This window comes from Gemmatimonadaceae bacterium, from assembly GCA_020851035.1.
Taxonomy (GTDB): domain Bacteria; phylum Gemmatimonadota; class Gemmatimonadetes; order Gemmatimonadales; family Gemmatimonadaceae; genus JACMLX01.
The window spans coordinates 473433-493334 of record JADZDM010000021.1 but is presented as its reverse complement, the minus strand read 5'-3'; the positions used below and the strand labels follow the sequence as shown (position 1 = coordinate 493334).

Annotated in this window: 14 protein-coding genes; 12 read left to right on the top strand and 2 right to left on the bottom strand. The window is 70.5% G+C overall.

The annotated features are described in order from the left end of the window. The 8 genes from IT355_14780 (at position 1) to IT355_14745 (ending at position 9941) form a co-directional block, all read left to right on the top strand. Entirely contained in the window at positions 1–3261 is a 3261-nt protein-coding gene (locus tag IT355_14780) for a hypothetical protein (protein ID MCC7054532.1), read from the top strand. Then, positions 3258–3815, top strand: a complete 558-nt coding sequence (locus IT355_14775) for a hypothetical protein (protein ID MCC7054531.1) — start codon at positions 3258–3260, stop codon at positions 3813–3815. The genes IT355_14780 and IT355_14775 overlap by 4 nt, the downstream gene beginning before the upstream one ends. Further along, positions 3812–4318 carry a hypothetical protein gene (locus IT355_14770; protein MCC7054530.1) on the top strand — a complete coding sequence of 169 codons (507 nt, stop codon included), beginning with the start codon at positions 3812–3814 and terminating at the stop codon, positions 4316–4318. The genes IT355_14775 and IT355_14770 overlap by 4 nt, the downstream gene beginning before the upstream one ends. A 241-nt stretch (positions 4319–4559) precedes the next feature. Continuing rightward, positions 4560–5222, top strand: coding sequence for a PEP-CTERM sorting domain-containing protein (locus IT355_14765; GenBank protein ID MCC7054529.1), 663 nt, complete (start codon positions 4560–4562; stop codon positions 5220–5222). A gap of 359 nt (positions 5223–5581) precedes the next feature. Then, entirely contained in the window at positions 5582–6019 is a 438-nt protein-coding gene (locus IT355_14760) for a pyridoxamine 5'-phosphate oxidase family protein (protein ID MCC7054528.1), read from the top strand. An 87-nt stretch (positions 6020–6106) separates the two neighbouring features. Then, the gene (gene xylB, locus IT355_14755; protein ID MCC7054527.1) at positions 6107–7591 is read left to right on the top strand and encodes a xylulokinase; all 1485 of its coding nucleotides are present in this window, start codon (positions 6107–6109) and stop codon (positions 7589–7591) included. A gap of 49 nt (positions 7592–7640) precedes the next feature. Then, a complete protein-coding gene (locus IT355_14750; protein ID MCC7054526.1) occupies positions 7641–8696 on the top strand; it encodes a sugar phosphate isomerase/epimerase in 1056 nt (351 codons plus the stop codon). Positions 8697–8753: 57 nt separating this feature from the next. Next, on the top strand, positions 8754–9941 hold the full coding sequence (locus tag IT355_14745; GenBank protein MCC7054525.1) for a Gfo/Idh/MocA family oxidoreductase: 1188 nt from the start codon (positions 8754–8756) through the stop codon (positions 9939–9941). A gap of 48 nt (positions 9942–9989) precedes the next feature. Here the strand turns inward: IT355_14745 and IT355_14740 are convergent, their stop codons facing one another. After that, positions 9990–11420, bottom strand: coding sequence for an amidohydrolase family protein (locus IT355_14740; GenBank protein MCC7054524.1), 1431 nt, complete (start codon positions 11418–11420; stop codon positions 9990–9992). Positions 11421–11653: 233 nt separating this feature from the next. Here IT355_14740 and IT355_14735 point away from each other — a divergent pair, with 233 nt between their 5' ends. The 4 genes from IT355_14735 (at position 11654) to IT355_14720 (ending at position 16326) form a co-directional block, all read left to right on the top strand. Next, positions 11654–12235, top strand: coding sequence for a hypothetical protein (locus IT355_14735; GenBank protein ID MCC7054523.1), 582 nt, complete (start codon positions 11654–11656; stop codon positions 12233–12235). A gap of 177 nt (positions 12236–12412) precedes the next feature. Continuing rightward, positions 12413–13018, top strand: coding sequence for an HD domain-containing protein (locus tag IT355_14730; GenBank protein ID MCC7054522.1), 606 nt, complete (start codon positions 12413–12415; stop codon positions 13016–13018). Between the two features lie 63 nt (positions 13019–13081). After that, positions 13082–14077 carry a sugar phosphate isomerase/epimerase gene (locus tag IT355_14725; GenBank protein ID MCC7054521.1) on the top strand — a complete coding sequence of 332 codons (996 nt, stop codon included), beginning with the start codon at positions 13082–13084 and terminating at the stop codon, positions 14075–14077. Positions 14078–14184: 107 nt separating this feature from the next. After that, the gene (locus IT355_14720; protein ID MCC7054520.1) at positions 14185–16326 is read left to right on the top strand and encodes a ThuA domain-containing protein; all 2142 of its coding nucleotides are present in this window, start codon (positions 14185–14187) and stop codon (positions 16324–16326) included. Positions 16327–17759: 1433 nt separating this feature from the next. Here IT355_14720 and IT355_14715 read toward each other — a convergent pair. Then, complete coding sequence (locus IT355_14715) at positions 17760–19769, bottom strand: hypothetical protein (protein MCC7054519.1); 2010 nt, start codon at positions 19767–19769, stop codon at positions 17760–17762. Positions 19770–19902 lie beyond the last annotated feature (133 nt).

Genomic DNA, 19902 nt, shown 5'->3' with positions numbered 1-19902 from the left:
ATGGCACGCTGGGTCATCGTCATCGGGCTGCTGCTCGCACTGCTCGCGGCCGCCACGGCCACGCTCGGCCGCGGGCTGCGCGAGCTACCGGCGCCCGTGGCAACGGGTGCGGCGGCGACGACCAGCTCCGCGACGACGACCACCGCGCCGGTCACCGCGCCGGGCACTGCGTCGCGGACCACTGCCTCGACGACCACCGCTGCGCCGCGTGCCGCGGTCCCGCTGGTGACGGCGCCGTCCACGCCGGCACGGTCGCGCGCCGGTGCGGTCGCGAGCGCGGCACCGCTGCTCCTGCCGATCGCCCGTGCGCCACGGGCGCTGCGCGTCCGGCGCGCTGCGTCACGCACGTCACGTGGCCGTGAGAACGCCAGCGGCCCGGCCGTGGCACCGGAACCGGCCATCGTCGCGCAGCCGGTGCCGACCGTGCTGCCCGACGCCACCGCCATCGCGCCGGTTGCAACGACCGCCGAACAGCAGGCCGACGCCATCTTCGCGAACGACGCGCCGGCCGAGGCCCTGGTGCGACTCTCGGCGTACCGTTTGCCGGCGGAGCGGGCGAGCGTGCTCATCGTGAACGTGCCTGTGCCTGAGGCGCTGCGCGCGGACTCCGCCGAGGGGCGCGCGGCGGTGGCCTACCGGATCGCCTCCGATGGTGCGGCACGCGTGGTCGGGCGGATGCGTGGCATGGTCGCTCCCGGCGGCAGTGTCGTGCGCGCCACGATCAGCGTGCGCCGCAGCGCCACCGCCGGGCGCAACAAGGCGGCCACGGTGGAGTTCCGCGACACGCGCGGCCGCCGCTACCTGGTGCCGGTGGAACTGAACGTGCTGGCGGAGCAGCGTGCGACACTCGCACTGGACGACGAGTACATCTCGGCCGTGCGCGGCGGCTGGACCGGCGTCGGTTTCCTGGTGCAGAACGGTGGCAATGCCCCCGATGCGCTGGGCCTGCACGTGGAAGTGCCGCTCGGATGGCGGAGCGTGGTGTCCGGCATGCCGCTGCAGCGCGAGATCGAGGCGGGGGCCACGGTGCGTGGACTGGTGCGGGTGTGGATCCCGTCGCAGTACGCGCCGGGACAGGCGCGCGTGCGCGTGGTGCTGCGCCGCGGCGCGCAGGTGGTCGACAGCCGCGACCTGCACGTCTCGGTGGATGATGCGCGCGGGCAGGCGCGGCCCGGACCGTCGGTCGGCCTCACGGTGGCCACGGCCTCCGGCGCCGACGGGTCGCGGGCGACGGGGTACGCCATGACCGTGGACGGATCGATCGCCGACTCGGTGTCGATCAGCGCCCGCGCGACGTTCAGCAGCAGTGGTGTCGGTGCCGCAGGCTACGGCCTGGCGCGCGCCGGCGTCGCCGACGGCCCGCCCTCGCTGGCCCTCCGCTCGCCGCGTGCCGGTGCGATGGCCGGCGCCATCGGCGTGCAGCGCTCGGAGCTCAGCGGCTACTTCGTGAACGGGCTTGGCGCTGCCGCCGACGTGAAGGTGGGACGCACGACCGTGGCCGCCTTTGGCGGACGCCCGTTCGGCTTCAACCAGCAGTCGATCTTCAGCGCCGGGGCGGGTCGGCTGGCGGGCCTGAGCCTGGCCCGCAACGGCGGCCGTCTCGGCGACCTGAGCCTGCAGGGCGTTGCGTTGCGGGACGAGGTGGGAACGCGGCAACTCTCCGCGCTGACGCTCGAGTCGCGCATCGCGTCGATCGGCGGCGGGGAGCTCACCAGCGAGGTCGGCTATCGTGCGCACGCGGATGGTGCCGGCGCCGGTGCTGCCGTGGCCTTCCAGCGTGTCGTCGGCGGCTCGCTGCTCGACCTGCGCGCGGTGCATGCGCCCGGCGGCAGCCTCGCCTACGCGCGGGCGACCGACGATCTCTCCGCGATGTTCTCCCAGCGGATCGGGAGCACGGTGCTGCTCTCCACCGGCGCCTGGCACCAGCGCGATCGCAACGCCGCCCTCGGCCGGTTCGCGGGTGATGGCTGGTTCGTGATGCCGACGATGGACGTGCCGCGGATCAACAGCACGGTCGGCGTCGAGTTGCGTGGCAGCCGGTTCGCGTCGGTGTCGCAGGCGGGCCGCTTCGCGAATGGCGAGCAGCAGGCCACGGCGATGTTCGACTCGCGGTACCGGGCAGGCTACCTGACCGTGCGCAGCGGCGTGGCGCGGCTGACGCGCTCGATCGACTTCACGGGGACCACCGTCCCGGCCGTCTCCGGCATGCGTGCCGACCTGCGCGCCGCCCTCGGTGTCACCTCGGATGGCGGCCGGTTCGAGGCCACCTGGGTCTCGCAGCAGTTCAGTGGCGGCGCGCGCTTCTATCCGCGCCAGCAGTCCGTCGGCGCCCGGGTGGATGGCCTGCGCGTGCCACGCCTCGCCGCCGCGGCCGTCACGGCGAATGCCGACGTGCAGCGCCTCGTGCTCGGCGCCACCACGGGTGCCAACTGGTCCGCGCGCGGCGGCGTGTCGGCCTCGCTGCCGGGGCGGCTGGGCCAGGCCTCGCTGCAGGCGGAGTACAACCCCTACCTGCTGTCGAGCGTCGGCGGGCGCAACGGGCTGCTGTACACGCTGCGGCTGAGCCGCGGATTCGCGATGCCGCGCATGACTGCCACGCAGACGCACCGCGTGTTCGTCGATGCCAACGGCAACGGGGCGCGGGACGGTGGCGAGCGGGGGGCCGCCGGCATCGCGCTCAAGTGCGGTGACATGGTGGTGGTCACCGATGCCGACGGACGCTTCTCGTGCCAGTCGGGCCGCGACGCCGTGCTGGATGTGCGGACGCTGCCGGCCGGTGTGGTCGCGCCATCCGCCAGCGGTCCGCGCGCGCGCAGCAGTACGGACTTCGCCCTCCGCCCGCTCGCCAGCCGCGTGGTGCGCCTCGTGCTGGCCGCCGGGGATTCGCTGCAGGTTCGCAGCAGCGACCTCGAGGCGATCGTCGTGACGGCGCACGATTCGTCGGGCGCCACCTGGGTGGCGCGCTCCGTGGGGAACGGGGTGTTCTCCTTCGATGCGCTGCCGGTCGGCCGGTTCGAGATCGAGATCGACGCGAGCGCGGTGGCCGAGCCGCTGCGCCCGGCGACGGCGCGTCCGGTGCTGCTGGTGCGGCCGGACGAGATGCCGGCCACGATGGAGATCGAGATGCGCACGCGGAGCGTGCGGGTGCGGCAGCTCGGGACGCGCCGCCTGCCGGCGCCCGGCTTGCCGGCGCGCGGCGACGGGGTGATGGTCGGCACGCCGGCGGTGACCCAGGAAAACCACACGAGGCAGCGTCAATGAGCCTGACCCGTCGCGTCGCCGTCGTCGTTGCCGTGCTCCTCGCTTCCGGCGCGGGCACCGCGCTGCAGGCGCAGGGCAGCTGCACCACTGCCGCCACGGCGTCGGCCACCTGCAACACGACTGTCACCGTCCCGATGGTCATCGGCAAGACGACGCTGCTGCAGACGTCGTCCGCCACCACGTTCAACCTGCTGCCGGCCAGCGGCGTGCTGACGGTCGCGGACTACGAGGCCGGCGCCTACGACGTGGCCACGGCAATCACGGTCACGGTGCGTGCGAATGCGACCTGGAACGCCACCATCGCTGCCGCCACGCCGTCGTTTGCCGCGCCGTGTGCCACCAAGCCTGCGGCGCACCTGCTCTGGGGCCGGAGCACCACGGTGCGGACGACGCCCATGTCGGTCACGCCGGCCGGGGTGTTCACCGCCACGTCGAACGCGCGCACCGCCGGCCGGTCGCAGGTGCTGTACTTCCGGATGTCGAGCCTGGGGTGGACCACCGATCCCGTCGGCCTCTGCTCGCTGGGTATGGCCTTCACCGTGCAGGCGCTGTGAGCGGGCTCGCCGTCCGGGTGGTGTGTGTTGCCATCGTGTCGGCGCTGGGCCTCCCGCGCCTCGGGGCGCAGGCGGCGGGGAGCGCCGTGCCCGTGCCGGCGGTGCCGCACGAGGCGAGCGTCGTCGTGGCCGGAATGTTCGTGATCTCGCCCGAGGCGCCGGTGCTGGTGCAGACGCCGCAGCAGGGACTGCTCTGCACGCCGGGAGCCTGCTACACCGGCGGCGTGATCGTGCGGGCCAACCAGCGCTGGCAGGTGCAGGTGCGGCTTCGCCCGACCGCCCCGGGCACGTTCACGGCTGCGTGGCTGTCGCCGTCCCAGCGGCAGCCGCTGGCACTCGGCCCCCAGTTCACCACGATCGCCACCGGCCTGCTGCCGTCTCCCAGCACGCCGCTGTCGCTGACGTTCCACGCCGCCAACCGCGCGTCGCGCACCGGCGGCGTGGTCCCGAGTGCCGCCCAGCTCTCCGCCAGCCTGGAGTTCCGGGTCGTCGCCCTGCCCTGAGGTGTGGTGCCGCCGCGGCACCATCGCACCACTGGTTGAGACTGCTGTGGGTTCGCCGCCACACAATGGATGAGTTCGTCGACTAAGCGGACGCAACAATTTGCGTTTCACGGCCCGTAAGTCGTTGCTGGAGAACGGCTTGGCTACGCCAGTGATATTGAAGAGTCCGTTGGTATGATCGTGGCATCCGGTTCAGGCATCCCCGAAGGATTGCCCGATCGCCCTGCCCCCGGAGCCCTGCATGCGCCTTTCGTCCCTGACACGCGTTGTCGCCGCCGCTGCCCTCGTCGCCCTCCCCTCGGTCAGCCAGGCGCAGATCACGACACACTCGTCGCTCGCCTCGCTGCTTGGCGCGACCAGCAACGCCGGCACCGACGACTTCGAGTCGCTCTCCATCACCGGAAGCACGCCGACGCCGATCACGCGCACGGCCGGCCCGCACACCTACACCGCCGCCGTGGTGAACAACTTCTTCGGCGCCGGTACGTCCGCGGACCACTGGCTCTCCTCCAACACCGCCACCGAGACCATCACGTTCAGCGGTTTCGGCACGAACATCCGCGGGATCGGCGCGAACTTCTTCGGCTCGGACCTCAGCGGCAACTTCCTGGCCAACACGAGCATCGTCGTCACGCTGAACACCGCCGCCGGGAGCCTGACGCAGACGCTCACCAACACGACGCTCGGCACCTTCCTCGGCTTCACGACCACGTCGAACATCCTCACCATGACCGTCGCCGCCGTGCAGCCGACCGGCGCGTTCGCCTGGCCGACGATGGACGACCTGGTGCTGGCCGAGGCGCCGACGAACGTGGTGCCTGAGCCGTCGACGTACGCGCTGATGGGCACGGGCCTGATCGGCCTGGGTGCTGCCGCCCGCCGCCGCCGCGCCGCCACGGCGTGAGTGTGGCCCGATGGGTGCACGGATGGATGAACGTGATTGACTGAGGTAATGCGGCACGGGGCTCCGACAGGGGCCCCGTGCTGTTTTCCGCCTGTGGGGGACGCAGCGCCATCATGATCCGCGCGCGTGTGCGTGTCATGACGGTGCCGTGGTCCGGGATCCGCCATGCGGTGCCGACGGATCCCCGTGCTGCGGGCGCGCCGGGGCGCGCACGCCCATGTCGCGCCGCGTCACACTCGTCAGGTGTCACCTGACTGACATGCCGACCGGGCGCGATATGCATTGGCTCCCGCCACGCCTGCCGTGGACCACGCCGCGAGTTCACTCCCGCGCGTCACCCCATGCCCCCGAGGAGCACGATGGAGCCTGCCGCGCTGAAGGACGAAGTCGCCCAGTTCCTGAACGGTCACCGCAAGGCGGTGTTCGCCACCGTCGACGATGACGGGCACCCGCACACCTCGCTGATGCTGTACGCCGTGGACGATGCGTTCAACGTGTACTTCGGCACCCGCCGCGCGTTCCGGAAGTTCGAGCAGATCATGGCGAACCGGAACATGTCGCTGTCGGTCATCGAGGAGGTGCTCGACCCGCTGATGGCGGTGGACATCCGCGGCACCGCGGAACTGCTCGAGGCGGAGGAGCGGCGCGAGTGGTTCGCGTACTTCAAGTCGAAGAACCCCAGCCGCTACTACGTGGAGGATGCGGAGGACTACGAGATGTTCCGCCTCCGCCCGACGATGATCCGCTGGCTCGACGCGACCTCGGGCGCGCTCACGATCACGAAGTTCGACGACTGACGCTCGCGGGCGGCGTGGCGCTTCGGGGTGGCGCGGCGGGTGGTTAACCTTCCGCCCGTCGCCCCTCCCGCCCGCACCGCACCCGGTATGATCACCCTCGGCATCGACATCGGCACATCCGGGGTCAAGGTGGCGCTCGTGGAGCATGCCACCGCTGCCGGCGATGTCGTGCTGGGCAGCGCCAGCGCGCCGCTCACGGTGCAGCGCCCGCAGCCTGGCTGGAGCGAACAGGATCCCGCCGAGTGGTGGCAGGCCACGCTGGAGTGTGTGGACGCGCTGCGCGCGCTGCATCCCGCCGCCACCGCCGCCTGTGGCGCGATCGGGTTGTCGGGGCAGATGCACGGCGCCACCCTGCTGGATGGCGCCGGTGCGGTGCTGCGTCCCTGCATCCTCTGGAACGACGGACGCAGCAGCGACGCCTGTGCCGCCTTCGAGGCGGCGTGGCCGCAGTCTCGCGCCGTGACGGGGAACCTCGCGATGCCCGGCTTCACCGCGCCGAAGCTGCTCTGGGTGCGCGAGCATGAGCCGGCGCTGTTCGCGCGCATCGCCACCGTGCTGCTGCCCAAGGCGTACGTGCGGCTGCAGCTCTGCGGCGAGGCGATCGAGGAGATGTCCGATGCCTCCGGCACGCTCTGGCTCGATGTGGGGCAGCGCCGCTGGAGCGCTGACGCGCTGGCCGCGACGAGCCTGACGGAGTCGCAGATGCCGCGGCTGGTCGAGGGGACGGAGCCGGCGGGTCGGTTGCGTGCGGCGCTGGCGGCGCGATGGGGGATGATCGTGCCACCGCTGATCGCCGGTGGCGCCGGCGACAACGCGGCTGGCGCGGTGGCCGTGGGCGCCGTGCAGGCGGGTGACGCCTTCGTCTCACTTGGCACGTCCGGCGTGCTCTGGTGCACCACCGACGGATTCGCACCGAACACCGATGGTGCCGTGCACGCCTTCTGCCACGCGGTGCCGGGCACCTGGCACCAGATGGGCGTGCTGCTCAGCGCGGCATCCTGCCTGGGCTGGTGGGCGGGGATCACGGGTCGCACCGAGGAGGAACTGCTGGCCGAGCTGGAGGGCCGCGAGCGGACGACGGCCGCGTTCATCCCGTACCTGAGCGGGGAACGCACGCCGCACGACGATGCGCGGGTGCGCGGCGGGTTCGCGGCGCTCGACGCCGCACACGACCGGGCCGACATGACGCTGGCGGTGCTCGAGGGGGTGGCCCATGCGATGCGGGATGCGCGCGACGCACTGGCCGCGGCCGGCACGCACCTCACCGAGGCCGACCTGCTGGGCGGTGGGGCCCGGTCACCCCGCTGGTGCCAGGTGATGGCCGACGTGCTGGGCATCCCGCTGCACGCGGTGACGCAAAGCGAGATCGGCTGCGCCGTTGGCGCGGCACGGCTGGCGGCGATGGCGTTGCTGGGCGGGGGCGCGTCGGCCGTGGCGCAGGTTGCCACGCGGCCGGCGCGGACTGCCACCTACCTGCCGCGCCCGGACGCCGTCGCGCACCACGATGCGCGCCATGCCGCGTGGGCCGCACTCTACCGGCATGCGCACGACTACCAGCGCCACCTGCCCTGACCGCAGATTGCGGTGCGCTGCAGCGCCCCTCCTTCCACCGACCATCACCATGCCTGCCACCGTCAAGGGTCCCGCCATCTTCCTCGCCCAGTTCGCCGGCGACGCGGCACCGTTCAACTCCTGGGATGCCATCACGCAGTGGGCGGCGGGGCTGGGGTACACGGGGGTGCAGCTTCCCACCTGGGACGCGCGATTCGTCGACCTGAAGAAGGCGGCGTCGTCGAAGACCTACTGCGACGAGCTGGCCGGGATCGCGCGGCGAAACGGCGTCGAGATCACCGAGCTCGCCACCCACCTGCAGGGCCAGCTGGTGGCCGTGCACCCGGCGTACGACGAGGCGTTCGATGCCTTCGCGCCGGCCAGCGCGAAGAAGAACCCGAAGGCACGCCAGAAGTGGGCGGTGCAGCAGATGCTCTGGGCGGCGAAGGCCTCACGCCATCTGGGGCTCGGCACCAGCGTGAGCTTTCCCGGCGCCCTGGCGTGGCCGTACCTGTATCCCTGGCCGCAGCGGCCCGACGGGTTGGTGGAGGCGGCGTTCGACGAGCTCGCGAAGCGCTGGCGCCCGATCCTCGATGCCTATGACGAGGCGGGATGCAACGTGGCCTTCGAGCTGCACCCGGGCGAGGACCTGCACGACGGCGTGACGTTCGAGATGTTCCTGGAGCGCGTGGGGCACCATCGTCGCTGCCACATCAACTACGATCCGTCGCACTTCGTGCTGCAGCAGCTCGACTACCTCGCGTTCATCGACATCTACCACGAACGGATCAAGGCCTTCCACGTGAAGGACGCCGAGTTCCGGCCCAGCGGACGGCAGGGTGTGTACGGCGGGTTCCAGCCCTGGCTGCAGCGCGCCGGCCGGTTCCGGTCACTCGGTGACGGGCAGGTGGACTTCAAGGCGGTCTTTTCCAGGCTGGCACAGTACGGCTACGACAGCTGGGCGGTGCTGGAATGGGAGTGCTGCCTGAAGCACCCGGAACAGGGCGCGGCCGAGGGGGCACCGTTCATCGCGAGCCAGATCATCCGCGTGACGGAGAAGGCCTTCGACGACTTCGCCGGCTCGGCGACCGACAGGAAGCAGATCCGGCGCATGCTCGGCCTCTGAGCCGGCGTGGCGCCGGCGGCATCCGCGAGACTTCACGAATCACAAGCGAGGGCGGGCGTGGCAATCGAGGCGAAGGACGGCGCGACTCCAGCGGAGGCGCGGCGCATCCGGCTGGGCATGGTGGGTGGTGGCGAGGGTGCGTTCATCGGCGGCGTGCACCGCTTCGCGGCGCGGCTGGACGGCCAGTTCGAGCTGGTGGCGGGCGCGCTGGCCTCCACGCCCGACAAGGCGCAGCGGTCGGGTCGTGCCCTCGGCCTGGCCGACGATCGCATCTACAGCGACTACGCCGCCATGGCGCAGGCCGAGTCGGCCCGCGTCGATGGCATCGAGGCGGTGTCGATCGTGACGCCGAACCACATGCACGCGCCGGTGGCCGAGGCTTTCCTGGCGGCGGGCATCCACGTCATCTGCGACAAGCCGCTGGCCACGACGTCGGGTGATGCACGGCGGCTGCACGCGCTGGCGACGCAGGCTGGCCTGCTGTTCGCCGTGACGTACAACTACACCGGCTACCCCATGGTGCGGCAGGCGCGGCAGATGGTGCACGAGGGGCTGCTGGGTGACCTCCGCGTGGTGCAGGTGGAGTATCCGCAGGACTGGCTCACGGAGTCGGTCGAGACGTCGGGGCAGAAGCAGGCCGACTGGCGCACCGACCCGTCGCGCGCGGGCGCGGGCGGCTGCATCGGCGACATCGGGACGCACGCCTACCAGCTCGCGCATTTCGTGACGGGCCTCACGGTGCGCGAGCTGCTGGCCGAGCTGAGTGCCTTCGTGGAGGGCCGCCGGCTGGACGACAACGCACAGGTGCTGCTGCGCTTCGATGGCGGCGCCCGCGGTGCGCTCTGGGCGAGCCAGGTGGCGCCGGGCAACGAGAACAACCTCCGCCTGCGCGTCTACGGCTCGAAGGGCGGCCTGGAGTGGCGGCAGGAGCACCCGAACCAGCTGCACTGGTCGCCGTTCGGCCAGGCGACCCAGGTGATCTCCCGTGGCACCGGGGCAGCCGGCGCGGCGGCGGCACGGGTGACGCGCATTCCGAGCGGGCATCCCGAGGGCTACCTCGAGGCGTTTGCAACCACCTACACCGAGATCGCCGCCGCCATCCGCGCACGTCGCACCGGCGCGCCGCCCGACCCGGCGGTGCAGTTCCCCACGGTCGTCGATGGGGTGCAGGGGGTCGTCTTCGTCGAATCCGTCGTCGCGTCTGCTGCTGCGGGTGGCAGCTGGGTGAGTGTGCCTCCGCTCTAGGGAGCCACAGCCTCGACGCAAGGCAGCTGTGTCGAAGCGGTTGCCCCGTCAGGGCCTGGGCATCGCCGCGACGGCCGCAGCGGTCGCAGCGAGGAGTGCGTCCAGCGCCGCGCGATCGAGGTAGGTGCCGCGCTGCACCAGCGCGTGGATGGCGCGCGTGGCGGTGATGTCGGTGAGCGGATTGCGGTCGAGGAGGAGGAGGTCGGCCGCCTTGCCGGTCGCGATCGTGCCATGGCGTGCTGTGCTGCCGAGGAAGGTCGCTCCGTTGATCGTCGCGGCGCGCAGCGCCTGCAGCGGGGTGAGGCCGCTCTCCACCATCAACTGCAGCTCGTCGTGCAGGCCAATGCCGGGGTAGTCGAACGAGTTGAGGAACCCGGCGTCGGTGCCGGCGAGGATCAGCACGCCGGCACGCTGCAGCATCGGCAGGCGGGCACTGGTGAACGCGTAGCTGCGGTGGCGCCGCTCGATGGCCGCTGCGTCAGCCTGTGCCGCGCGCGTGACACGGCCCTGATAGGTGGCCTGCAGCCCCGGCCCGATGTACCGCAGGTAGGGATCGTTCGCGTGGGTGTCCATGTCCAGGAACGCCAGCGTCCGGCTGATGTTGAGCGTCGGCGTGATGGCGGTGCCGCGCTCGGCCATCAGGCGGTACGTGCCCATCGCCGTGGCGGAGTCGAACGCGGCGATCACGTCGGCCGGCGTGGGGCGCCCCTCACGCTCGGCGCCGGCGCGCACGGCATACGCCAGGTGCTCGATGGAGCCGAGGCCGAGCGTGACGGCCTCGCGCACGGACACGGTGGCGGGGATGTGCGCGCTGCTGCGAAGGCCGCGGGTGCGGATCGCACCGAGTGCGTAGCGGAACAGCGCGGGCTGGAGTGTGTTGTCGGTGAGCTTCACGAAATCCACCCGCATGGCCTGCAGGCGGTCCAGCGCGCTGTCCACGCCGGCGCGGGTGTCGATCTCGATGTCACCGGGCCACACCGAGTTGATGCCCTCGATCTTCGGTCCGGAGGTGAAGAGTCTCGGGCCCGCGAGCGTGCCGGCCGCGATCGAGTCGCGCCACGCGAGCACCTGCGCGGACAGGTCGCCCGCGGCATCGCGCACCGCCACGATCCCGTGTGCCGTGTAGAGCGGCAGCAGGGCGCGGTTCTCCGCCACCAGCGAAGGCCCGCCACCGAAGTGCACGTGCATGTCCCAGAGCGCCGGGATCACGAACTTCCCCGTGCCGTCGATCCTGCGCGCGGCACGCAGCCCGCGCATGCTGCGCGCCGGGCCGATGCGCAGGATCGTGTCACCGCGGGTGGCGATCGACTGGCCGGCACGCACCCGCCCCGTGACCACGTCCACCAGGCTCACGTTGGAGACGAGCAGGTCGGGGGGCCGCGGCTGTGCACCGGCGCCGGTGGCCGCGCTGGCACCGAGGGCGAGCGCGGCAAGCCCGGCCAGGACGGGACGTTCGAGATGACGCGCGGGACGTCGCATGAATCAGGCGTGGCGGAAGGGAGCCCGGTGGCGCAGGGGGCAGTCGCGTGAATCAGGACGATGCGGTCGTGTATTGATTCGTGCCAGCCGTCGACCGGACTATTCCCGCCCGGCATGTGCAAGTCCCTGCCCCACAGGGACTTCGCATTCGTCATGACGGTGGAACACGTGGTGCGAAGGAGGCGTGCACCGGGGCCCGATCCCCGCCAATCCACCGCGCCAGGAGAACCCCCATGTCCGTCCGCACGACGTCCGGCCTCGCGGCCACGCTCATCTCGTTCACGCTCATCTCGTTCACGCTCGTGGCCTGTGCCGATGCCACCGCGCCGGCTGCCGACGCCGCCCCCCTGCTGAAGGGCGGGTCCGGCAGTGGCGGGGGCGGTGCGTCCGTCGGACAGATCCAGGCTGTGAGTGGCATTGCCACCTGCGACAAGGGTTCGCGGTACGCCATCACGGTGCGGAAGGGCTTCCAGAAGCGCGCCGAACTGGTGACGACCGCGAGCGCGTCCCCCGTCCCCACCGGCCCCGCAATCGCGCCGGGCACGCTGCGCGGCACATCCATCGGCGGGTACACGACGTTCACGATGAGGAACGACGCCAGCGGCGCGCTGCTCTACGGCCACGCGGCCGGCTATCCCTACGCCGCGCCGAGCTACACGCAGACCGAGTCCGCCGGCACGCTCCCCGTCGGCACCACGCCGATCCGCTTCGAGTGGATCAACCAGCAGCTCGACGGCGTGACCTTCCAGCCCGACCTCAGCACAATTCCGGTCTACGAGACGTGCACGCTGGTCCTGAACGTCGTCGCCCGCTGACCTGGTCCTGGCGCGGCGAACGGCTGTGACGCGAAGTCGCACAGGGCGGAGAGGACGCGAAGAGGTTCGTGTGTGTGTGGCAGGCTCCACTCGCACCGACCTCCTTGCGTCATTTGCGCAGTTTGCCGCTGTGCGTTGACGCTGTTCCAGCGATGTCGGCAAGGGTAGTATCCTGCGATGCAGAAGATCGTGGACTTCATCCTGGAGCTGGACAAGCTCAAGGGCGTGACGCGAAGGACGCGGCCGCTGGGACTGGATCGCCAGGAGAACTCGGCTGAGCACAGCTGGCAGATCGCGATGCTCGCCGCGACGCTGGCGCCGCATGCGGCCGAGCCGGTGCAGGTGGACCACGTGATCGCGATGCTGCTGGTGCATGACATCGGCGAGATCGACACCGGGGACACGATCTTCTACGCCGAGAGCGGGCTGGCCGAGCGGAAGGCGGCCGAGCGGGTGGCGGTGGAACGGATCTTCGGCCTGCTGCCAGCGGGGCAGGGGGCGCGATTCCTCGCGCTGTGGGAGGAGTTCGAGGCGGGGGAGACCGCCGAGGCACGCTTCGCCAATGCCGCCGACCGCGTGATGCCGGTGCTGCTGAACCTCGCCAACAACGGCCAGAGCTGGCGGGAGAACGGGATCACCGTCGATCGGGTGCGTGCGCGGGTGGCGCCGTCGATCATCGCCGGGTGCCCGTCGATGTGGGCCTACATCGAGGGCCGGCTGGCCGAGGCCGAGGCCGCGGGGTGGTTCGGGCAGGGGACGGGGGCTGGCTCGCCTGTGCCCTGACCATCGATTACATCGCAGGGCGTGGCAGGTCAGTCGTTCCCCCCACTGCGCCCGGATGGACTGATGACGATCCAGCGTCCCGCTCGTGACGAATCCTCTGCAACGCTGCCGCGCCGCGAATTCATCCAGGCTGCCGCGCTCGGGCTGCTCGGCGCGGGTGCGCTGCCGCTGGTGTCGTGCGCGAAGCCCGCGCCGGCACGTGGTGCGGACAGTGCTGCTGACCCGGAGCCACCGCGTCCCGGAGCCACCGCCGCCGTGCCAGCCGCCGGCATCGCACTGCAGCTCTACACGGTGCGCGACGCCATCAAGGCAGACCTTGCCGGCACGCTGCGACGTGTCAAGTCGATCGGCTTCGACCACGTGGAGACCGCGTTCTGGCCCGAGGGCGTGACGCTCACGCAGGCCGCGCAGGCGCTGCGGGACGCCGGCCTCACCGCCGTCGCGTCGCACATCGAGATCCCGCAGGGCGCCAACCGGCAGGCCATGCTCGACACCGCGAAGGCCTATGGCAGCACGCACATGATCTGGCACGGCTGGCCCGAGGACAGGCGCTACTCCACGCTCGAGGGGACGAAGGAACTCGCACGGATCTACAACGAGTCGAGCGTGATCGCGAAGGACAACGGCCTCACGTTCGGCGTGCACAACCACTGGTGGGAGTACCGCAACACGGTCGGCGGACGGCACCCGTACGAGGTGCTGCTCGAGGAGCTCTCACCGGATGTGTTCTTCGAGGTGGACACCTACTGGGTGAAGGTGGCCGGCCACGTGCCCGCTGCGGTCGTGGCCAAGCTTGGCGCGCGCGCGCAGTTCCTGCACATCAAGGACGGTCCGGCGGTCTATCATGACAACCTCGCCGCCGACAATCCCGACCCGATGTCGCCGGTGGGCAGCGGCACGCAGGACTTTCCCGCGATCGTGAAGGCGGCCGCAGGCAACACGAAGTGGATGGTGGTCGAGATGGACAAGGTCAGCGGCGACGTGTTCTCCGCGCTCGACCAGAGTTACAGGTACCTCACCTCGAACAAGCTGGTGCGCGTGGGGTCTCCCACCGCCTAGCGGCGCGGACGCGCACCCCGCGTGCGCGCCGCGACCCGACGTCGCCTGTCCGCCCATCGATGCCGTTCCACCGCCCGTCGGTCCACACCCACTCCGCTCCCCATCAGATGCGCGTGTCCCGCACGTACCTCGCCGTCCTGTGCCTCGCCGTCGTGGCCGCCTGCACGCCGGCCGACACGCCTCCACCGGCCGTGCTGCCGGGCCAGCCGCGGGTGCTCGTCTTCTCGAGGACGGCGGGGTACCGCCACGAGTCGATCGACACTGGCAAGATCGTCCTGATGCAGCTCGGCGCGGCGAACGGCATCGCGGTGGACACCACCGAGGACGCCGCGCTCATCACCGAGGATTCGCTGAAGCACTACTCGGCGGTGATCTTCCTCAGCCCGACCGGCAACATCCTGAATCGTGCGCAGGAGATCGACCTGCAGCGCTTCATCCAGGCGGGTGGCGGCTACGTCGGCATCCACGCGGCGTCGGATGCGGAGTACGACTGGCGCTGGTACGGGCGCCTGGTGGGTGGCTACTTCATCAGTCACCCGCAGATCCAGGAGGCGACACTGCGCGTGATGGACGCAAAGGACGCGTCCACCGCGCACCTTCCGGCGGAATGGAAGCGCACCGACGAGTGGTACAACTTCAAGTCGCTGGTGCCAGACCTGCACGTGCTGCTCACGATCGACGAGACCAGCTACACGGGCGGCGAGAACGGCGCGACGCACCCGATGGCATGGTACCACGCGTTCGACGGCGGGCGCGCCTGGTACACCGAGCTGGGTCACACCAGGGAGTCGTACGCCGACTCGCTGTTCCTGAAGCACGTGCTCGGCGGCATCAAGTACGCGATCGGTGAGCATCGCGCGCTGGACTATGCGAAGGCCACTGCCGAGCACCCGCCCTCCGACTCACTGTTCCGGAAGGTCGCGCTCACGATGGGCACGCTGGCCGAGCCCACCGAGATGGCCGTGCTGCCGAGCGGCGACGTGCTGATCGCACAGCGTGGCGGCGAGGTGGTGCTGTTCCGCGCGAAGGACAAGTCGGTGAAGCCGGCCGGCAAGGTCGCGGTGTACAGCAAGAGCAAGAACGGATCGAATGTCGAGGAAGGGCTGCTGGGCCTGACGATCGACCCGGGCTTCGCGACCAATCACTACGTGTACATGTTCTTCAGCCCGGCCGACACCAGCGTCAATCGCCTGTCACGGTTCGAGTTCGACGGGGACTCGCTGAAGATCGGCAGTGAGAAGGTGGTGCTGCAGTTCTACTCGCAGCGCGAGATCTGCTGCCATACCGGGGGCTCGCTGGCGTTCGGCCCGGGCAACCTGCTGTACATCTCGGCCGGCGACAACTCGACGCCGTTCGACGAGAAGGACGTGAAGTTCGCGAGCCATGGATTCTCACCGACCGATGATCGTCCCGGGCACGAGCCATTCGATGCGCGCCGTTCCTCGGCCAACTCGAATGACCTGCGCGGCAAGATCCTGCGCATCCGCATCAAGCCCGATGGCACCTACGAGATTCCGCCTGGCAACCTGTTCGCACCGGGCACGCCGAACACGAAGCCCGAGATCTTCGTGATGGGCAACCGCAATCCGTACCGGATTTCGGTGGACCAGAAGTCGGGGTTCCTGTACTGGGGCGAGGTGGGACCGGACGCTGCCGACGACACCCTCGCGACGCGCGGTCCGCGCGGCTACGACGAGGTGAACCAGGCGCGTGTGGCGGGCAACTTCGGCTGGCCGCTGTTCGTGGGCAACAACTACGCCTACCACAAGTGGAACTACGCCACCGGCGAGAGCGGGCCCGTGTACGACGCGGCCGCGCCGAAGAACGAGTCGCTCAACAACACTGGCATCCGCGACCTGCCGCCGGCGCAGCCGGCGTTCATCTGGTACCCGTACGGCGACAGCCATGACTTCCCGCAGGTGGGCAAGGGGGGCCGTACGGCGATGGCCGGCCCGGTCTATCACTTCGACCTGTTCACGGGCGCACGCGGCACCGCCCTCCCACAGTACTACGACGGCAAGTTCTTCATCTACGACTGGATCCGGCACTGGATCATGGCCGTGACGCTGCGTCCCAACGGTGACTACGAGGCCATGGAGCCGTTCGCGCCGCGCGACTCGTTCTCGGCGCCGATCGACATGGAGATGGGGCCGGACGGGCGGATCTACGTGCTGGAGTACGGCAAGGCGTGGTTCGCCAAGAACGCCGACGCCGGCTTGTCGATGATCGAGTATCGCGGCAAGCGCTGAGTTCCTGCTGCGACAGCAACGACAACGATAAGGCAACTGCAACTGCTTCAACGCAAAGGCGCAAAGGGGCGCGAAGGACGCAAAGCGATCTGCGCGCGCAGCAGAGTTCCTCGTCGTTCGGGGAAACGCTGTTGGAACTGCGAGCCAGCTCATGCAGTTCCTGCAGTATTTTCAGCATTGGGTCACGCAGGCCGTTGCCGCACGCACAGAGTCCTTTGCGTCCTTCGCGCCCTTTGCGCCTTTGCGTCAAAGCTGTTCATGGTGCACGAACCGCACCGACCCCAAGGCGCGCGAGCCTGGTGTTGAGCGCGGGGAGGTCGCGCTGGAGCACGCGCGCCCAGGCGGCTTGCGCGGTGGTGAGCTGGCGGGACGCAGCGGCGAACGCGGCGAGCATGGGGGCGTTGGGGGCGTGGTCGGCGTGTTCCTGGCCCCCGAGTTGACTGGCAAGGCTCTCGTTGATGCCGTGGAACGTCGCACGGCGCTCGGTGCCGACGGCGGAGTCGAGCGTGGCGCGGAACGAGGTGATCGCTGCCGTGACGTCACCGTTGGTGCCCGTTGACGCCTGCATCAGCGAGGCGCGGAGCGCAGTCACCTGCGCCTGCGCCGTGTACGCGGCACGCATGCGGTCGGTGATCTGAACCTGCAGTGCGTGTTGTGCCGTCAGCGCCGCCGCGGTGGCTCGCGAACGTGGATCGTTGCGCACCGCCGCGCGCGCGGTGCTGGTGACGCCGTTCGCCGGGAGACGCAGCGTGTACGTGCCGGGCAGGGCGAGCGGGCCTTCCGGCGTCGCGGGAGTGCGCCCCGGAGTGGCGTTGATCTCGAACCCGTGCGAGAACGCGGGCGGTGCATCGTGCCGCAGGTTCCAGTTCACGCGATGCGGACCGGCAGTGGTGGGAAGCGGGTGCAGGACCTCGACCCAGAAGTTCGGATGCGGAGGCCGCGCCGCCTCCGGCACCGGCGTGATCGCGTCGCTCGAGTAGTGCCGGATGATCGTGCCGGAGGCATCGAGCACATCCAGCGTCACCGCGCTGGCCGCGGACTCCAGCCAGTAGTCGATGATCACACCATCGAGCGGGTTGTCGGCATGCGGCACTTCCGGCGGGAGCGGCGTGTCGTCGTTCACGTTGCGGCGCACGCGTGTGGCCAGACCGGGTGTGAAGAGATGCACGGGCGATGCGGCGATGGCGGGCGTGACCTGCCGCAGCCGCGAGATGTCGTCCATCACCCAGATGCCGCGCCCGTGCGTGGCCACCAGCAGGTCGTTGCCCTTCACCAGCAGGTCGCGGACCGAGGTGTTCGGCAGGTTGTTCGCCAGCGACTGCCAGGTGTCCCCATCATCGAACGAGACGTAGACGCTGCTCTCGGTGCCGGCGTAGAGCAGCCCGCGCCTGACCGGATCGGGGCGCACCACACGTGCCAGGCTGCCGCTCGGCTCATCGACCGGCAGGCCGGTGATGATCTTCGTCCAGGTACGCCCGAAGTCGCGGGTGCGGAAGAGGTACGGCGTGTGATCGCCGCTGAACGCGTACTCCACCGCGGCGTAGGCCGTGCCGGCCACGTGCGGTGAGGCCTCGATCGACGAGATGTTGGCACGACGCGGGTCGGGCAGCGCGGCGATGCTCACGTCGGCCCAGGTGCGACCCCGCGTTGCGCGTGACATGGATCATGCCGTTGGTGGTGCCGACCCAGATCTCGCCCGCGCTCCTCGCCGATGCGGAGATCGACTCGATCGCGCCGCGGCCACCGTGGGTGCGCGCTGCGGTCGCCGAGTCCATGCCGGCGGGAATGCCAAGCTCGGGGCTCATGCGCGTCCAGTGCGCTCCGGCGTCGGTGGTGCCGGTCACGAAGTTCAGGCCGGCCAGCAGCAGGCGCTGGTTCCACGGGGCCCAGGCAAGCGGCAGGGAGCCCGACGAGCGCGCCTGCGCGGACGGATCGATGCCGGGGCTGACGTTGATGTGCTGCTCGCTGGGGTACGTCACCTTCACCACGCCGGTGCCGGTGGAGTACACCACCTGCGGGTCCAGCGGGTCGGGCACGATGCTTCCCCATTCCCAGCCGTTCACTGAGTTCCAGTCGAAGATCGTGACGGCGCCGTAGTTGCCGCGGCTGCGCGTCCGGATTGCGCCGGCGTCCTGCTGGGTGGCGTAGACCCAGTACGGGTAGGTGTTGTCGGCGGCGAGGTGGTACAGCTGTTCGGTGGACTGGTTGTACCATGGGCTCCACGTCGCACCGCCGTCGAGCGACACCGTCGCGCCCTGGTCCAGGCCCATCAGGATGCGCGAGCCGTTGGTGGGATCGATCCACAGCTGCTGCGGATCATCGCCGCCGGGCGCGCCCTTGATGCCGGTGAAGGTCAGGCCGCCGTCGGTGCTGCGGTAGGCGGCGGTGTTGATGGTGTAGACGACGTCGGGGTCCTTCGGGTCCACGTAGACGCCGCACGAGTAGCCACCCTGTCCGTTGCGGATGCGCGCGTCGTCGGCCGCCACCTGGCGCCACGTCGCGCCGCCGTCATCGGAGCGATGCAGGGCGGTGTTGGTGATGAGGTACACGCGCTGCGCGTCGGTGCCGATGGCCACCGCCAGCGAGGTGCGCCCCTCGAGGGCCGGGAGCCCGGTGCCCGGGAGCTTCCTCCACGTGACGCCGCCATCGAGCGACTTCCAGAGGGTCGTGCGCGTGGCGCTGGTGTCACCGGCCATGCGGGCGGTGCCGAACTGCCACGAGCGGTACTTGCCGACGGTGTAGCCGGGCGGGGTCCAGTGGCGCACGGTGGTGGCGAAGATCACGTCGGGCATGTCGTGCGCGCGCGCCAGCTTGGCGATGCCGGTCTGGTCGTCCAGGTACAGCGTCTTCGTCCATGAGCGCCCGCCATCGGTGCTGCGGAACACCCCGCGCATGTCATTGGCCGTGATGTGGTCGCCCAGCGCGCCCACCAGCACCACGTCGGCCGCGCGCGGGTCCACCAGGATGGTCTGGATGTGCTTCGTCGCCTCGAGGCCGATGGACGTCCAGGTCCGGCCGGCGTCGGTGGACCTGTACATCCCGTTCCCCAGGTCGAGCGTGCCGCCGGTGATCATGTCCCCGGTGCCGACGTAGACCACGTCGGGGTTTGACGGCGCGACCTCGACGGCACCGATGGACGACGTGGCGCGCACCGCGTCGAACACGGGGACCCAGGTGGTGCCGGCGCTGGTCGTCTTCCACAGGCCGCCGCCGGGGAAGCCGGCGTAGAACGTGCCGGCCTGTCCGATCACGCCGGTCACCGCGCTGACGCGTCCGGCGCGGAAGGGTCCGAGGTTCCGCCAGGGCAGTGACGCGGTGAGGCGCGGATCCACGGTGGCGCGCGGTGCCTGCGCATGGGCGTCAGCGAAGCCGCCGAACAGCACGGCGCCGAGCGTCAGCGTCGTGAGCCGGCAGGCCACACGATGGAACGGGGAAGGGGACATGCGAGGCATCCGGGTGTGGTGGCAGGGCGGTTCCGGCCTGGGCCACGCGGAACTTGCCCGCGCGCGCGGACGGCGGCAATCGACGTGTCGCCGTGCACGGCAACCCCCAGGACGTCGCACTGCGTCGCAGCCT